Below are 15,722 nucleotides of genomic sequence, written 5' to 3'. Positions count from 1 at the left end.
ATTTTCCCTGTTCAGGTCACCTTTTCATCTTTTAAGTCAGTTAATGACTACCGGCCTTCATGAAATACCCGGGCTAGTCGGTAGCGAGCCGTGCAAAGAGCAAGGAATCGCGGCGTCGATCGCCAACGAGTTTATGCTCGCGCAAATGCCCTTCGTAGGCGAACCCGGCCTTTTCCAGCACACGTCTGGAGGCCGAATTCTCGGGGGCGCAAGTCGCTGTGATGCGGTGCAGATCCAGGGAAGAAAATCCAAGATCGAGCAGCATCTTCGTTGCCAGCGTGGCATAGCCGCGACCCCAGAATTTACGATTCAGGCTATAGCCGAGTTCTCCGCAGCGGTGGTCGGCATCGGTGCTCCACACCGCCGCGCCGCCGATCACCTGTTCATCGACGAGGACCGCCAAGGTCAGCGCTTGGCTGTTGGGCAGACTGGCTTCCAAGAGGTACTGCCGGGTCTGCTCTGCGGAATTCGGACCCCACTCGGCATACCGGTAGACCATGGGGTCCGTGGCGTACTCGTGGACCGCTGCGAAATCCGAAGCTCGGTATCGCCCCAACGACACACCCGCTCGGGTGGCGATCACTTCTCGATCGGGTAAAGTCATCAAAATTCCTTTCTGAAGGGGAAGAAAAAAGGTCTTGGCCTCATCCAGGGGACGAGGCCAAGACCGTAGGCAAGAAAATGCTAGCTGTTGTCGGCGCTAGCTGCAGGCTCTGGGTTAGCGGTTTCCTTGGCTTTTTCCACGAGGCTTGGCTTCTCCTCGGGTTTGACCTTTTCGCGGATGTCTTTTTTCGCGTCATCCACCGCATTCGAATTATCGCGATCGGTCCACACCTTGATCACTGCCCACGCTGCGGCGGTCAGCGGCACGGACAGCACGGCGCCGATAATACCTGCAAGCACCGTACCAGCGGTCAAGGCCATCAAGACCACCAGCGCGTGCAAGTTCAATGCATTCGCCATCACCACTGGCTGAAGGAAGTTGCCCTCAAGCTGATTGACCAGGATTACCGCAGCCAGCACGATCAGGGCTACCACTGGACCATTGGTGACCAAGGCAATCAGTGTAGCCAAAATGCCTGCCACGGTGGCACCAACCATCGGAATGAACGAACCGAGGAACACGATCACGCCCAGGGGCAGCGCTAGCGGAACCTGCAAGATCAGCAAGGTTGCGGTAATGCCCAAGGTGTCCACCGCAGCCACGGTAGCGGTTCCGCGGATATAGCCGCCGAAGGTGCGCAGTGCACGGTCACCGGAAAGGATCCACTTATTGCGGTAGTGCTTGGGCGTCCAAGACACTGCGAAGGCCCAGATCCGGTCGCCGTCTTTCAGGAAGAAGAACAAGATCACCAGGAGCAAGATCAAGCCCGTCACGAAGCTACCTGCGGCACTGAGCGTGTTCAGGGCGCCGGTGCCGAATTGGGAACTGGTCAAGAACGAGGTCACCGTGTCCACGACGCCGTCGATCTGGCTCTGATCGATGGACAATGGCATATTGCCGATGAATCCCTGCACCATGTCATTGAGCTGATTGAAGCCTTCAACCGCTTGGTCAACCAGCTTTGGCCATTCCTTGATGACCGAGAAGACCAATCCGGTGCCGATGCCGCCGAGAACCAGCAGGGAGCTGAGGAAGACGATCCAGGCGGAGATCAATGGAGAAAAGACCTTGCGAAGCTTCAGCACCAAGGGCCATAGCGCGCAGGAGATAATCACTGCCAGCAAAGTCGGAATGACGATCATCGTCAGTCGCAAGAGTCCGATGATGAAGAAGGTGGCTAGGGTGCCAACGATCAAGATCTGGGCGCTACGGATTCCGAGGCGCCCGAGCATATCCGTCCACAGGGAATGCACGGTGAAGTTTGGCTTGGTAACCTCTGACTCGCTGAGCAATTCACCTACCGGAGGTTCCGGAGCCGGTGCCGGAGCAGCCGGTGGCTTGCGCTTGGGTAACTTTAGCTTGCGGAGAAAATCCATTGGTGCTCCTTGAGACTGATACTAACTAGCTCCAACAATAGGCTAACGAGTTGATTAGGAATCGCCACAACGCCGAGGAAACGCTATTTCGGCGTTGGCTTTCGCTTTTACGCGCTCAAAGCACATGAAAATGGGGTGTTTCTCCACCTAAGGTTGAAGAAACACCCCAATTTCCAAGTTCCCGGGTTAGCGCCCGAAATACTCGTCAGCCAGCAGGCTCATCAGAATGCGGTCGTGGAACGCCCCATCGTGGAAACCAGCCTGGCGGTTGCGTCCTTCCTCGCGGAAACCGGCGCGGGAGAAGGTGCGCAAGGCCCGCTCGTTATAGGCCCAGATCCCCAACCCGATTCGGTTCAGCCCCATTTCGCGGAAGCCGAAGTCCACGATCATCTTGGTTGCGACCGTGCCGTATCCCTGCCCCACATTCGAACCGCCGATCATCAGCATGAGATCCGCCGAACGGGCCGGGGCGTTGAAATTGTAGAGTGCAGTGTGGCCGATTAGCGTGTCATCGGGCAACGTAATTGAAAGGCCCACACCATCCTTGGTGCCTCGGTTCAGGCTCCAGCTCTTGAATAGGTTTGCGGCTTCGACGCCGGGATGCGGAAGTACGATATTTCCCTGCAGCGCCATGAACTCCGGGCTATTCCACCATTGGGCCAGGACCGATAGATCTTCATCCTGCAGTTCGCGTAGCCGGATCGTGTCCGAGGTCAGTAGATTGATGCCGTAATCTTGGGCGTTTTCTGTATTCCATTTGTGGCTTCCCATGACCCTAATCTAGTCGCTTTAGCTTGGAGGCGGGTGACCTGCGTCATTTTAAAGACTCGTGCCTAGGCATGGAAGGAAGCCAGAAACCATCGATAATACGCGTGTTCATCAGGTTTTTAGCGGTACAGCTCCGCCGCGGTCTTTCGCTGATAGCGGGAATTAGGCCCGACCGCGGCGTGCCGCTCGATCCGCCAGCGCAGCAGGCAGCACGCCAACACAATAGGCCAGAAGATCCATCGCTGCGAAGCCAGTGCCTAATACCAACCGCGAGGGCGGAAAACGGGCCGCAGCCTCTCGCGGCAAGGAGGTGAGCTGAAGCAGCTCTACCGCCACGCACCACCCTAGCGCCCAGGCCCCGACGGTGAGCCACGAGCGCGTTGGGGCAATGAAGGCGACTACAACATAGATCAGCGCCGCGTATAAGACCCCGCCGGCCAGGTCGGCGACGAGCCCCCAAGGTAGAAAACGCAGGAACAAGCCAAGGGGGACCAGCGCACAAGCACTGATCCCCAGAATGATTCGGCGCCGGGTGAGGCTATCCAAAGAACGCGTTCGGGAAGCGGAGAACGATGGATGCGATAACCAAAACCCACAAGATCGCCACGACGATCCAGCTCCATTCCTTGGCGAACTTCTTCACGCCTTCGGATGCGGGAATGACCCCAGTGACGATATTGCGCGAAGTGGTGAAGACGAAGAGCGGAATCATCATCGCCCACACGACCATGCAGTAGGGGCACAGGGCATTGATCTCATACAAAGCCTGGGACCATAGCCAGGCGATGAACGCCATGGCCAGCGTCACTCCGGCCTGCACTCCAATCCAGAACCAGCGGCGGAACTTGGCGCCGGCCAGCAGCGCCATTCCGATGGTAATCAGCACGCCAAAGAGGACGATGCCCAGTAGCGGGTTCGGGAAACCGAGCAATTGAGCTTGGTCGGATTTCATGACGGTGCCGCAGGAAACCCAGGGGTTGATATCGCACCCGGTGATGTAGTCGGGGTCTTTGTAAAGCTCGAGGCGTTCAAGGACTAGGATCCCTGAGGCGACCCAAGCAATCGTGCCGGTGAGCACGGCGAATAATCCGAAGCCGCGTTCTTTTGCCCACCAGGGCAACACGCCCGAGTTCTGAGGACTCTCAAGTGATGAAACCATGTCTTGACTATTCCATATGTTCAGACGAATGCGGGTCATTGCGCACCTTGCTTTTCACATACTATGAAGCTTTTCTGTGCAATATATATGAGCTGGTGAACTAGCGATGAACGAACTATGAGAGAATGGAAGAGGTTGTTCGCGGATCCACAGTCTGCTTTCAACCCGACGACAGACTTTTGAAACGACAGATCGTCAAGCGATGCATCGCTTCGGTTGAGTGCCCATTACGTGCGCCTCCCGTAGGAATACCGCGGATCGTAGGGCTGCAAAGGAAAGCAGCCGGTTTTCAATGGCCACGTTGAACCGCAGCTAGTTCTCTTGAATCGGAAAATTGATTCAGGGCAGAACCCAGATGCGGAACACACAAGGACTTTTGTGTCTGGCCGACTCACGAAGACGGCCGAAAGACACGTGACGAATGTTGTTTCAGCCTAGGCACCGTCTGTGGAGGTCGCCGAAGCGGGAATTTAAACTAGGAGCACGCGAATTTAAATGAGCGCATCAAATCAGCGAAAAGGAGGGGCACAGGGAAGTAAGCGAGGCAATCGTTCAACACGAGCCCGCCGTACCACTGTAGCCACCACCCCATCACGTCCATTGCGGCGTGCGTTGACCCTGGCAGAGCTAAACGCCGCAGCCGGAGTCGAAGAAAGCCCATACCGTTGGCGCGCAACGCGTCGTACCCAGGTATCCACTCCTGACTCGGTCAAGCGCATGAGCCGCCAAGCCGAACGCCGCCAGCAGGCCGCCCGCGACGCAGTCGAACAGGCAGCCTCGGCCTCCGAGGAAGTGGCTGAGGAAGTGACTTCCGCACAGGCTCCGGTGACCACTACGGCGCAGGCACCGGAAGAAACCGGCATCAAGCTGGCGCCCGCGGTGACCGAACCGGCAAAGGGTGCCGAGGTCTTCGAGTCTTCAGTCGAGGACCACACCGGTGCATTGCTAGCCGAACACGGCAGCTCCATGATCATGAACCCGTTCGCGATCCCGGAAGCTGCGCACACGGTGGTGCAGCATGCGGTGGCGAACACCGCCAAGCCCGAAGCTGCACCCGCCTCGCGCCAGAAGGACGAGGATCTGGAAGCAGACGATGTGTCCTCACGCCGCCGCCGGCGGCGCCGTCGCGGAGATGTTGATCTGGAGGTCGACGGTGGTTCGCAGGACGATCCACCAAACACCGTCACCCGTGTGCGCGCTCCGCGTGCCAGCACCGAAGCGCATATCCCCGCTTCGGACCGGGTCACCTCGGTGCGCGGCTCCACCCGTTTGGAAGCCAAGCGCCAGCGCCGCCGCGAATCCCGCGAGACCGGCCGCCGCCGTCAGGTGATCACCGAGGCCGAGTTCTTGGCTCGCCGCGAATCGGTGGAACGCAAGATGATCGTGCGCCAGCGCGAGGACCGCATCCAGATCGGCGTCTTGGAAGATGGCGTGCTCGCCGAGCACTTCGTCTCCAAAACCCAGCAGGATTCGCTGATCGGCAACGTGTACCTGGGCAAGGTGCAGAACGTGCTGCCATCCATGGAAGCCGCCTTCGTCGATATCGGGCGCGGCCGCAACGCTGTGCTGTACGCCGGCGAAGTCAACTGGGATGTCGCAGGGCTGGAAGGCCAGCCGCGTCGTATCGAAAACGCGTTGAAGGCCGGGGATTCGGTGCTCGTGCAGGTCACCAAGGATCCGGTAGGACATAAGGGAGCACGGCTCACCAGCCAGGTCTCCCTGCCTGGTCGTTACCTGGTCTACGTGCCGGGCGGTTCGATGACCGGTATTTCGCGCAAGCTTCCAGACGTAGAACGCCAGCGCCTGAAGAAGATTTTGAAAGACCACCTGCCGGAGAATGCGGGCGTCATCGTCCGCACCGCCGCCGAAGGCGCCTCCGAAGAAGAGCTGACCAATGACATCAACCGGCTGCGTGCCCAGTGGGAAGGTATCGAGGCGCAATCTTCCTCGACCAAGACCCTGGCCCCGGAGCTGCTGTACTCGGAGCCGGATCTGACCATCAAGGTGGTGCGAGACGTCTTCAACGAAGACTTCACCAAGCTGATCGTCTCCGGCGAACAGGCTTGGGACACCATCGAGGCCTATGTCATGTACGTGGCCCCGGACCTGATGAGCCGGCTGGAGAAGTGGGAGCAGTCCGAAGATATCTTCAGCAACTTCCGCCTCGACGAGCAGATCAACAAGGCACTGGATCGCAAGGTCTTCCTGCCATCGGGCGGTTCGCTGGTTATCGACCGCACCGAAGCGATGACCGTGATCGATGTGAACACCGGAAAGTTCACCGGTTCCGGCGGCAACCTCGAAGAGACCGTGACCAAGAACAACTTGGAAGCGGCCGAGGAAGTTGTCCGCCAGCTGCGCCTGCGCGATATCGGTGGCATCATCGTCATCGACTTCATCGACATGGTCCTGGAAGCCAACCGCGACCTCGTGCTGCGCCGTCTGGTCGAGTGCCTGGGCCGGGATCGGACCAAGCACCAGGTCGCCGAGGTCACCAGCCTTGGTCTGGTGCAGATGACCCGCAAGCGCATGGGCACCGGCCTGCTTGAGGTCTTCGGTGAATCTTGTGAAGCATGTGCCGGCAGCGGCTTCGTCACGCACGAAGAGCCGGTCGAGCACCGCAAGTCCTTCAACGCTTCGGGCGAAGTGCACGCCAAGAAGTTCGCGGAGAAGTCTGCGGCTCCTCGCTCCGAGCGTCGTCGCCGTCGCGGCAACGAACGCGATGAGCCGAAGGCCAGCGAGCATGGAACCGAAAACGCCGAGGCAGAGGGCGGGGAGCAGCACGAGGCGACCCGCAACGCGTTGGCAAATATTGCCGCCGCTTCGCACCTCGATCAGCCAGCTGAATCGGGATTGAAGTTCGATGGGGCTACCATGCCGGTCGCCAAGGCCGCAGCAGCACCTTCGGATGCCGCTGCCGAGGATGCCTCGGTGACCTTGGAAGCTCTGGAAGCAGCTTTGCCCGGGGGAGAAGAAGCCGAAGGCGCCGAGCAGCACGAGGGCGGGCGCAAGTCACGCCGTCGCTCACGTTCGCGTTCCCGTGGCCGCGGCCAGGGCGAGCAGGCGCAAGCCAGCGAGCAGAGCGCGGACGAATCCTCCACGCCGGAGGTCGAGCCTTCACCGGCGCAGGCCCCGGTTGCGGAAGAGCAGCCTGCGCCAAGCGCACGCAAGCGCGGCTCCCGTCGGGCCACGCGTGCTCAGAGCGAGTCGGTTGCGCCGCCAACCGGTTCGGACCAGCCAACGCTGACCGGACTTGCGATGCCCGCCTCGCAGGCCGAGGTTGCCGCTGCCGCGGCCACCGCGGAGGGCAAACCGGCCGCAGCAGCTGCTGCGGCCCCACAGAGTTCCACGCAGCCAAAGCGTCGCAGTCGTCGGGCCACCTCGGTCCAGGGCGATGCGCATGCAGAGGTTCGTGTGGCGGAGGTATCCGCTGCCACCGGTTCGGTGGTCCAGATGGATACCAACAGTGCACGAAACGAAAAGCCAGCCGAGGCTGCCGGGCAACCGGTTATGCTCGGAGTTGGGGTTCCGGTTCGTGAACTGAAATAGATGAAGTTGATCACGCTTCACCCGCTGGGGCAGTTTGTATTTGCCCCAGTGGTGTGGACTAGCGTAATCTGGTTCATCGGTGCTAAACGCCAAGATCACGGATTTCTGATCCGCTCGGCGTCAAGGCACAAGCGCATGAGATCCCTGAATAAGGTGCCTGATTTATCAGGCGTCCGGGTTGATTTCTGCGCCGGTAAGACAATAAACGTCGAGTAGAAGCGAGTACCCACGTGGTGTACGCAATTGTCCGCGCAGGCGGCCACCAGGAGAAGGTTTCCGTTGGAGACCTCATCACCGTAGACCGTCTTCAGGCTGCCCTAGGTAGCTCTATTGACCTTCCAGCTTTGCTGTTGGTAGATGGCGAGAAGGTAACTTCCGCCGCTGCCGACCTGGCTAAGGTCAAGGTCACCGCCGAGGTTGTAGAAAACCTTCGCGGCCAGAAGATTGTTATCCAGAAGTACAAGAACAAGACCGGTTACAAGAAGCGCCAGGGCTTCCGTGCCGCTCTGACCAAGGTCAAGGTCACCTCGATCGCCTAATTTGGGCTGATCGTACTAACCATTTTTGTAGCGAAAGAGGCTAAAAGGCATGGCACATAAGAAAGGTGCGAGTTCCACTCGCAACGGTCGCGATTCCAACGCACAGTACCTAGGCGTAAAGCGCTTTGGCGGTCAGGATGTCAAGGCAGGCGAAATCATCGTTCGCCAGCGCGGCACCCACTTCCACCCAGGCGCCGGCGTAGGCCGTGGCAAGGATGACACTCTGTTCGCTTTGGCTGCTGGCGCAGTCGAGTTCGGCACCCGTCGTGGTCGCCGCGTGGTGAACATTGTAACTGCTGCCTAATTTAGGCGACAGACAATTTTTTGAGTGCACAAGGGGTGGGCCGATTTCGGTCCGCCCCTTGTGTGCGTATAGATAGACTTTAAGCGAGTAGTAACTCGCACCCCCGTTATAGGAGAAGATGGCCCCGTGGCTGCATTCGTTGATCGCGTAACTCTAAATGTCACCGCAGGTAATGGTGGCCACGGTTGTGTGTCCATCAAGCGCGAGAAGTTCAAGCCCCTAGGCGGACCGGACGGGGCTAAGGGCGGAGACGGCGGAAATGTCATCTTGCGCGTTGACCCGCAGGTCACCACGCTGCTTGAATTCCACCACCTGCCGCACCGCAAGGCCAACAACGGCGAGCCTGGCCAGGGCGGACTGCGCCCCGGCAAGCAGGGCGAAGACCTGGTCCTCGGCGTGCCTGCGGGCACCGTGGTCAAGTCCAAGGATGGTGACATCCTTGCGGACCTGGTCAAGACCGGCGATGAGTTCCTCGCCGCACAAGGCGGCATGGGCGGACTGGGCAACGCGGCCATCGCTTCCGATAAGCGCAAGGCCCCAGGGTTCGCCCTGCTCGGTACCCCGGGTACCGGCCAAGAAGTAGTCCTGGAACTTAAGTCCGTCGCAGATATCGCACTGGTGGGCTACCCATCGGCCGGTAAATCCTCGCTGATCGGCTCGATCTCCGCGGCACGACCAAAGATCGCCGACTACCCATTCACCACGCTGGTGCCCAACTTGGGCGTCGTGCAGGCCGGCGAAGTGCGCTTCACCGTCGCCGACGTGCCCGGACTGATCCCCGGTGCCTCCGAAGGCAAGGGCTTGGGCCATGAGTTCCTGCGCCACGTCGAGCGTTGTGCCGCGATCGTGCACGTGCTCGACTGCGGCTCGCTGGAAACCGACCGCGACCCGATCCACGATTTGGAAACCATCGAAGCGGAACTGGCAGCCTATGAAGCCGACTCCAGCTTCGCTGGAACCGACGGCACTAGCGTTGCTTTGACCGAGCGCCCGAAGCTTATCGCGCTCAATAAAGTAGATATGCCCGACGGCGCCGACATGGCTGAGTTTGTGCGCCCAGAGCTCGAAAAGCGCGGCTACCGCGTCTTTGAAATCTCCGCACTGGCACGTAATGGATTGCGCGAATTGACCTTCGCCATGGCTGAATTGGTAGAACAGGCACGCTCCGAGCGTGTTGAAGAAGCCCCGATCGTTGAAGTTCCGATGCTGCGTCAGCGCACCGGCAAGAAGACGGAATTCATCATTCGCCGCGAAGAAGTGAACTTCGAACCACTCTGGCGAGTGATCGGTGAGAAGCCTGAGCGCTGGATCGTGCAGACCGACTTCCGTAACGACGAGGCCGTCGGCTACCTGGCGGACCGCCTAGCTAAGCTGGGTGTTGAGAACCAGTTGTTCAAGGCCGGCGCCAAGCCAGGCGACGCGGTCGTTATCGGTGCCGAAGATAACTCGGTAGTCTTCGACTGGGAGCCAACCATGGCAGCCGGGGCCGAATTGCTCGGCTCGCGCCGTGGCGAGGACATCCGCCTGGAAGACCGAAACCGAAAGACGCGTGAAGAAAAGCGCGCCGAGCATGATGAGCGTCGCGCGGCGAAAGCCGCCGCACGCGAAGAGCTTGAAGCCGAGCGTCGGGCGGGCATCTGGACCGAATCGGTACATGCGAAGAACGCTGAACGCGCTGCTCAGAATCGGGCAGCAGATAAGGAAGACTAAGTATGAATGTGCGAGCAACTAAGACATTATCTTCAATTTCCTCACTTCGAGATCTACCCCAAGCAAGACGCGTAGTCGTAAAGGTGGGATCCAGCTCGTTGACAACCGTCAGCGGCGGGATCTCCCACGAGCGGTTGAAGTTCTTGGCAGATACGCTCGCACACACGCTGCACGATGACACCGAAGTAATTTTGGTTTCCTCTGGCGCCATCGCCGCCGGACTGTCGCCGCTAGGGCTGGAAAAGCGTCCCAAAGACCTTGCCACCCAGCAGGCGGCAGCGGCCGTAGGACAGGGATTGCTGCTGGCGCAGTACACCCAGGAATTCGCAAGACACGACATCAATGTCGGCCAGGTGCTGCTGACGGCAGATGACCTGATGCACCGCAATACGTACACCAATGCGCTGCGTTCGCTCACGCGCTTGCTGAACCTGGGCGTGCTGCCAATCGTGAATGAAAATGATGCGGTAGCTACCCGCGAGATCCGATTCGGCGACAACGACCGTCTCGCCTCGCTGGTTGCCCACCTGATCAAGGCCGATGCGCTGCTGCTCTTTTCCGACGTCGACTCGGTTTATGACGCGCACCCGGAGGACGGCGGAAGCCGCATCTCGCATGTGGGCCACCCCGATGAGCTCGACGCTGTCGATTTGGGCACTCCGGGAGCGGCCGGCGTTGGCACCGGTGGCATGATCACCAAGGTCGACGCGGCCACCATGAGCGCCTCGGCGGGTATTCCGACGCTGGTGACCAGCACCGACAACGCCGCCAAGGCACTGGCGGGCGAAGACGTGGGAACCTGGTTCGCCGCGCGCAACACGCGCCGCTCGGCCCGTGACGTGTGGCTGGCGCACCTTGCCTCCTCCGAAGGCCGGCTGGTCCTGGATGCCGGTGCGGTGCGTGCGGTTGCCGACGGAACGAATTCCTTGCTTGCCGCTGGCATCACCTCGATTCGCGGAGAATTCGAAGCCGGGGACGCAGTGGAAATTTGCGATGCAGACGGGAACGTCATTGGTCGTGGACTAGTGAACTACTCGGCTGAAGAGCTTCCAGAAATGCTTGGACGCACTACCGTCGAACTGGCCGAGTTGCTCGGCGAGGGTTACGACAAAGCCGTAGTACATGTCGATGATCTGGCCTTGATCTAAGGAGGCCAATAGAATGGGAGATATGAGTCTAGATTCAGCCGAAACAAAGACCGAATCCACCACCGATGTATTCGCGTCGGTCAACCAGCTGGCAGATCGTGCCCGCCGGGCCTCGCGCACTCTGTCGCGGGCAAACCGTGATTGGAAAGATAAGGCTCTGCGTGCCATCGCAGAGACCATTGATAGCCATCGCCGAGAAATTATGGCGGCCAACGCCAAAGACCTTGAAAATGGCCGTGAACGCGGCACCAGCGCCGCACTGCTTGACCGCTTGAAACTTGATGATCAGCGTATCGACGGTTTGATCTCCGCCCTTGAAGAGCTCATCGGACTGCCAGATCCCGTCGGCCGCGTCGTACGCGGCGAAACGCTACCCAACGGCTTGCGGATGCGGCAGATCAACGTCCCAATGGGCGTGATCGGCACCATCTACGAAGCCCGCCCCAACGTGACAGTCGATATCGCAGGGCTGTCCCTGAAGAGCGGCAACGCCGTATTGCTGCGTGGCGGCTCGGCGGCGCTGAACTCGAATGTAGCCCTGGTGGGCTACATCCGCAATGCTCTCGAATCCGTTTCCTTGCCTCGTGACCTGGTGATCTCCGTGGACGAATACGGACGCGAAGGCGCAGACGCGATGATGGCAGCGCGCGGACGCATCGACGTGCTGATTCCACGCGGTGGCCGCGACCTGATCCAGCGTGTGGTCACCACCGCGAAGGTTCCGGTCATCGAGACCGGCGAGGGCAACGTCCATATCTTCATGGGCGCCAGCGCCGATGAGAAAATGGCAACCGATATCCTGCTCAACGCCAAGACGCACCGTCCGAGCGTGTGCAATACGGTAGAGACGTTGCTCGTCTCCAAGGACGCTCCGGCAGCACAGGGCGTGCTCAAGGCCTTGGCCAAGGCCGGGGTTACGCTGCACACCGACGCCCGCGCGGCGGCACTGGTCCCAGAGCTGGAAACGATAGCTGCCGGTGAAGATGACTGGCGCAACGAGTATCTTGACCTGGATATCGCGGTGAAGCTGGTAGACACGATGGACGAAGCGCTGGAGCACATCCGCGAATACTCCACCGGACACACCGAAGCGATCATTACCTCATCTCTGGCCGAGTCCGAACGGTTCATCGCGGAAATCGAGTCTGCGGCAGTGATTGTCAACGCCTCGACCCGCTTTACCGATGGTGGCGAGCTGGGGCTGGGTGCCGAGGTAGGTATCTCCACGCAGAAGATGCACGCGCGTGGACCGATGGGCTTGTCGGAACTGACGACCACCAAATGGATCGTTCAGGGCGACGGGCACATTCGTAAATAGTTTATACCCCCTGTCTTCGGTAGGATGTAGAAGAATCGTACCGTTACTTTTCGGACCTGTATTTGCGTTGCAGATTTGGTCTCGATAAAACGTCTGGAGAAATAAGTTGAACGCGCTGATTATGGCTTCTGAAGCTGCATCCACCGGCATTGACCCACATACCATGGCAATCATCGTCGGTGGTGGCATCTTCGTCGCGCTGATGGTTCTGCTGCTGGTCACGGTTTCCTACACCAACGTGGGCCTGCGTCACGCAGATCACGACGAAGTGGAAGACATTCACCGTCAGTTTAAGGTCCACGGAGACAAGCACTAGTCTTGGCGGATCCACTGAACAAGAACCGCCCATTGCGCCTCGGCGTGATGGGCGGTACTTTTGATCCCATCCACCATGGTCACTTGGTCGCTGCCAGTGAAGTTGCGGCCGAGTACGACTTAGACGAAGTGGTCTTCGTGCCTACCGGCAAGCCCTGGCAGAAGGTTGCGCGAGACGTGACCGCCGCAGAGCACCGTTACCTGATGACGGTGGTCGCTACTGCGTCGAACCCACGTTTCACCGTGAGCCGCGTCGACATCGACCGTGAGGGTGCAACGTATACGCACGACACGTTGCTTGATCTTCGTGCCGAACGGCCAGAGGCCGAACTGTTCTTCATCACTGGTGCGGACGCATTGAGCAAAATCGCCAGCTGGAAGGACGTCGATCAGGTCTGGGACCTGGCGCACTTTGTTGGCGTGAGTCGTCCAGGTCATGTGCTGCCAGAACTTGAGCAAGAGAACGTTTCACTTTTAGAAATCCCAGCATTGGCGATTTCCTCCACGGATTGTCGTGGGCGCATAGCCCAAGGCAAGCCCGTTTGGTATCTGGTGCCGGACGGTGTGGTGCAGTACATTGCAAAATATGGGCTTTATACCGAGTCGTAACCTCACATTGATGCGTCCAACACGGCATAATCTCTAGGTAAGGGTGACGGTATTTGTCTAAGCGGTCGGGAGAAGAACAGGATGAGCGATAACACGCAGCCGGCTTCAAGCCGGCGTGCTTTGCGTGAAAAGCGGCGCGCTGAAATGGAATCCATGCTGGCGAGCAGTAAAGCCGAGCAGGATGCCAAGCAGCTCGCTGATCAGAAGGCAACTGAAAAGAAGGATGCAAAGCCTTCGGCAGGTGCCAGCCCAGCTGACCCGAAAACTTCCTCCCCTGCCCCAAAAGCCCCTGCAAAGCCGGTAGCTGGCGCGCAGCAAGGCCAAGGTTCGAATAAGCCGGCAGCGGCGAAGACTCCGGCCTCGACGCCGGCCAACGCTCCGACCGCGTCCGGCAAGGCTGCCGAGCCGAAGCGGGTCGCCGAGAAACCCGCCGAACAGGCGAAGAACGTAGCTCCGGCTAAAAAGGACGAACAAGCCAAGGCCGCACCGTCGCCGGCCAAGCCCGGACAGGCTAAGGGGGCGCCAACTCCGGCCAAGTCGGCTTCCAGCGCTCCGAAGGCCAAGCCCGCGGCTGGTTCAGCACCGGCTGCCGACCCGTCGCACGATGCAGCGGATAGGCCAATGGGGGAGCGCGCTTCCTTGCGCCGCGCTCGCGACCGAGAAGCGCTACGTGAGCGTCGACGCCTTGAAGAAGAAGTCGGCGCACTCACCACAAACATTCCAACGGTCGAACCAGCCGAAGATCCCAAGCCCCTGACTCGCCGTCAGCTACGACTTCAGTCGCTAGCGGAACAGAATCCGGACGCAGCAAATCCGAAGCAGGGCACCGCTAAGCCGTTGGCCAAACCTACGGCTACAGACGACTCGCCGGAAACCACCGTGATGAGTGTCGAGGAAGCGCTGGCCGCACGACGTTCACATGCTCCCGAAACACTCGTTGATCCGAATCTTTTGAACGATGATGACGGTGAGATTGATCTCGAAGTTCTTGCCCATCAGCGTGAGATGGCAGCACGTGCAGCCATCATTTCTCGCCGGGCGGCAGAACGCGAACGGCTCCGGATTGAGAATGCCAAGAGCGGCAAGGAACAGGCCCTGTCTGATCCGTTCACCGGGGCTCTGGGCAATATTCGTGAAGTCGAAGACCGCATCGCCAAGACCGGCGTGCAGGGCCCGCAGACGGAAAGTGTTTCGCTAGATCTTGATTCCAGCGGCAAATTATCTGACAAACTGAAGCACAATTCGCAGGCTGCAAAGAAGCCAAGCAATGCGAAAGCTCCGGCAAAACCAGCGCCAAAAACTGTAAAGCCTGTAGTCAACTCCGAGTTAAAAGCTGGAGCTGGCAAAACTTCGCCGGCAGCGCCCAAACCTCAGGCGATGCCCGCGCCGAAACCTGCAGCGAAATCCGCAAGCAAGCCAGCGTCGGGTTCAAAGCCCAAGGCACCGGCCTCATCGGTTCCCGCTCCAGCTGAAGCAGGGGACGCGCAAGCGAATGTGGAAATGCCGCGCATCGATGCGGTGAATGCCCAAGGGCTACAGCCTCTGGACGCTCAGACCCACGGTGTGCGACGGGCAAATAACAGGCTGATTGCTATGATCGCGGCGCTCAGCGTCGGCGGTGCAGCGCTTGTTGCGGGCATTGTCATGTTGATCAGTTCGCTTACTTCGTAGGACAATTAAGTTCTTGATCTATACCTCTAAAAGGAGACACCCCACTTCATGGGAGCACACGCAGACTCTATCGCCCTCGTTAACGTTGCAGCATTGGCCGCAGCGGACAAGTTGGCAGAAGACATTGTGGCACTTGATGTCGCCGAACGACTGGGCGTAACCGACGCGTTCCTTATCGTCTCCGGTGGCTCTGAGCCACAGGTAAACGCAATTGTTGATGAGATCCAGGCCAAGGTACTCGAAAAGTTCGAGATTCGCCCGGTGCGCCGTGAAGGATTCGGCAGGGGCCGTTGGGTCCTCCTGGACTACGGAGACGTTGTTGTACACGTACAGCACCAGGAAGACCGAGTTTTTTATGCGCTAGAGCGTCTATGGTCGGACTGCCCAGTCATTGAACTTGCTACGGAAGCCAAATAAAGCCCTAGTAGCATGGGATTTGCTTCCTGATTCGGCATTCATCTATGATTAGTGAGTTGCCTTATCAGGTAGCAATCCTTTTGGGGGTATGGCGCAGTTGGTAGCGCGTCTGCATGGCATGCAGAAGGTCAGGGGTTCGAATCCCCTTACCTCCACAGTGTGAAGAGTCGAGACATCGTTTACAGATGAGTCGCGACATGCTTTACAAATTTTTATCGGATTCCCTCGGCCATCG

15 protein-coding genes and 1 tRNA gene are annotated in these 15,722 nt (G+C 59.2%); 11 read left to right on the top strand and 5 right to left on the bottom strand.

The annotated features are described in order from the left end of the window. Positions 1-73: 73 nt before the first annotated feature. From CQ015_RS18340 to CQ015_RS18320, 5 genes are all read right to left on the bottom strand, one after another. Positions 74-604, bottom strand: coding sequence for a GNAT family N-acetyltransferase (locus CQ015_RS18340; protein ID WP_105650829.1), 531 nt, complete (start codon positions 602-604; stop codon positions 74-76). An 80-nt stretch (positions 605-684) separates the two neighbouring features. Continuing rightward, the gene (locus CQ015_RS18335) at positions 685-1,980 is read right to left on the bottom strand and encodes an AI-2E family transporter (protein ID WP_105552245.1); all 1,296 of its coding nucleotides are present in this window, start codon (positions 1,978-1,980) and stop codon (positions 685-687) included. Positions 1,981-2,166: 186 nt separating this feature from the next. Next, positions 2,167-2,751, bottom strand: coding sequence for a GNAT family N-acetyltransferase (locus CQ015_RS18330; RefSeq protein WP_105552244.1), 585 nt, complete (start codon positions 2,749-2,751; stop codon positions 2,167-2,169). 159 nt (positions 2,752-2,910) lie between these two features. Next, positions 2,911-3,294 carry a DUF2809 domain-containing protein gene (locus CQ015_RS18325; protein ID WP_105650828.1) on the bottom strand — a complete coding sequence of 128 codons (384 nt, stop codon included), beginning with the start codon at positions 3,292-3,294 and terminating at the stop codon, positions 2,911-2,913. Continuing rightward, complete coding sequence (locus CQ015_RS18320) at positions 3,287-3,907, bottom strand: vitamin K epoxide reductase family protein (RefSeq protein WP_105650827.1); 621 nt, start codon at positions 3,905-3,907, stop codon at positions 3,287-3,289. Before CQ015_RS18320 ends, CQ015_RS18325 begins: the two co-directional genes overlap by 8 nt. A 495-nt stretch (positions 3,908-4,402) precedes the next feature. On the opposite strand from CQ015_RS18320, the gene CQ015_RS18315 reads away from it, so the two are divergent. From CQ015_RS18315 to CQ015_RS18260, 11 genes are all read left to right on the top strand, one after another. After that, on the top strand, positions 4,403-7,456 hold the full coding sequence (locus CQ015_RS18315) for an Rne/Rng family ribonuclease (protein ID WP_105650826.1): 3,054 nt from the start codon (positions 4,403-4,405) through the stop codon (positions 7,454-7,456). 230 nt (positions 7,457-7,686) lie between these two features. After that, positions 7,687-7,995 carry a 50S ribosomal protein L21 gene (gene rplU, locus CQ015_RS18305; protein ID WP_096284983.1) on the top strand — a complete coding sequence of 103 codons (309 nt, stop codon included), beginning with the start codon at positions 7,687-7,689 and terminating at the stop codon, positions 7,993-7,995. Between the two features lie 49 nt (positions 7,996-8,044). Next, positions 8,045-8,299: a 50S ribosomal protein L27 gene (gene rpmA, locus CQ015_RS18300; RefSeq protein ID WP_096254657.1), complete on the top strand. Its 255-nt coding sequence runs from the start codon at positions 8,045-8,047 to the stop codon at positions 8,297-8,299. Positions 8,300-8,425: 126 nt separating this feature from the next. Next, the gene (gene obgE, locus CQ015_RS18295; RefSeq protein WP_105650824.1) at positions 8,426-10,009 is read left to right on the top strand and encodes a GTPase ObgE; all 1,584 of its coding nucleotides are present in this window, start codon (positions 8,426-8,428) and stop codon (positions 10,007-10,009) included. A gap of 2 nt (positions 10,010-10,011) precedes the next feature. Further along, on the top strand, positions 10,012-11,157 hold the full coding sequence (proB, locus tag CQ015_RS18290) for a glutamate 5-kinase (RefSeq protein WP_105552238.1): 1,146 nt from the start codon (positions 10,012-10,014) through the stop codon (positions 11,155-11,157). A 22-nt stretch (positions 11,158-11,179) separates the two neighbouring features. Further along, positions 11,180-12,475: a glutamate-5-semialdehyde dehydrogenase gene (locus tag CQ015_RS18285; protein ID WP_258133459.1), complete on the top strand. Its 1,296-nt coding sequence runs from the start codon at positions 11,180-11,182 to the stop codon at positions 12,473-12,475. A 121-nt stretch (positions 12,476-12,596) separates the two neighbouring features. After that, on the top strand, positions 12,597-12,791 hold the full coding sequence (locus tag CQ015_RS18280) for a hypothetical protein (protein ID WP_258133458.1): 195 nt from the start codon (positions 12,597-12,599) through the stop codon (positions 12,789-12,791). A gap of 2 nt (positions 12,792-12,793) precedes the next feature. Beyond that, complete coding sequence (gene nadD, locus CQ015_RS18275) at positions 12,794-13,399, top strand: nicotinate-nucleotide adenylyltransferase (protein ID WP_096284973.1); 606 nt, start codon at positions 12,794-12,796, stop codon at positions 13,397-13,399. Between the two features lie 81 nt (positions 13,400-13,480). Further along, on the top strand, positions 13,481-15,070 hold the full coding sequence (locus CQ015_RS18270) for a hypothetical protein (protein WP_105650823.1): 1,590 nt from the start codon (positions 13,481-13,483) through the stop codon (positions 15,068-15,070). 48 nt (positions 15,071-15,118) lie between these two features. Then, positions 15,119-15,487, top strand: coding sequence for a ribosome silencing factor (gene rsfS / locus CQ015_RS18265; protein ID WP_105552234.1), 369 nt, complete (start codon positions 15,119-15,121; stop codon positions 15,485-15,487). A gap of 82 nt (positions 15,488-15,569) precedes the next feature. Then, positions 15,570-15,642, top strand: a tRNA-Ala gene (locus tag CQ015_RS18260). Positions 15,643-15,722: the final 80 nt, after the last annotated feature.

This window comes from Arthrobacter sp. MYb221, from assembly GCF_002979835.1.
Classification (GTDB): Bacteria; Actinomycetota; Actinomycetes; order Actinomycetales; family Micrococcaceae; genus Glutamicibacter.
The sequence above is the reverse complement of the archived record's forward strand: the minus strand, read 5'-3'. Positions and strand labels throughout refer to the sequence as shown.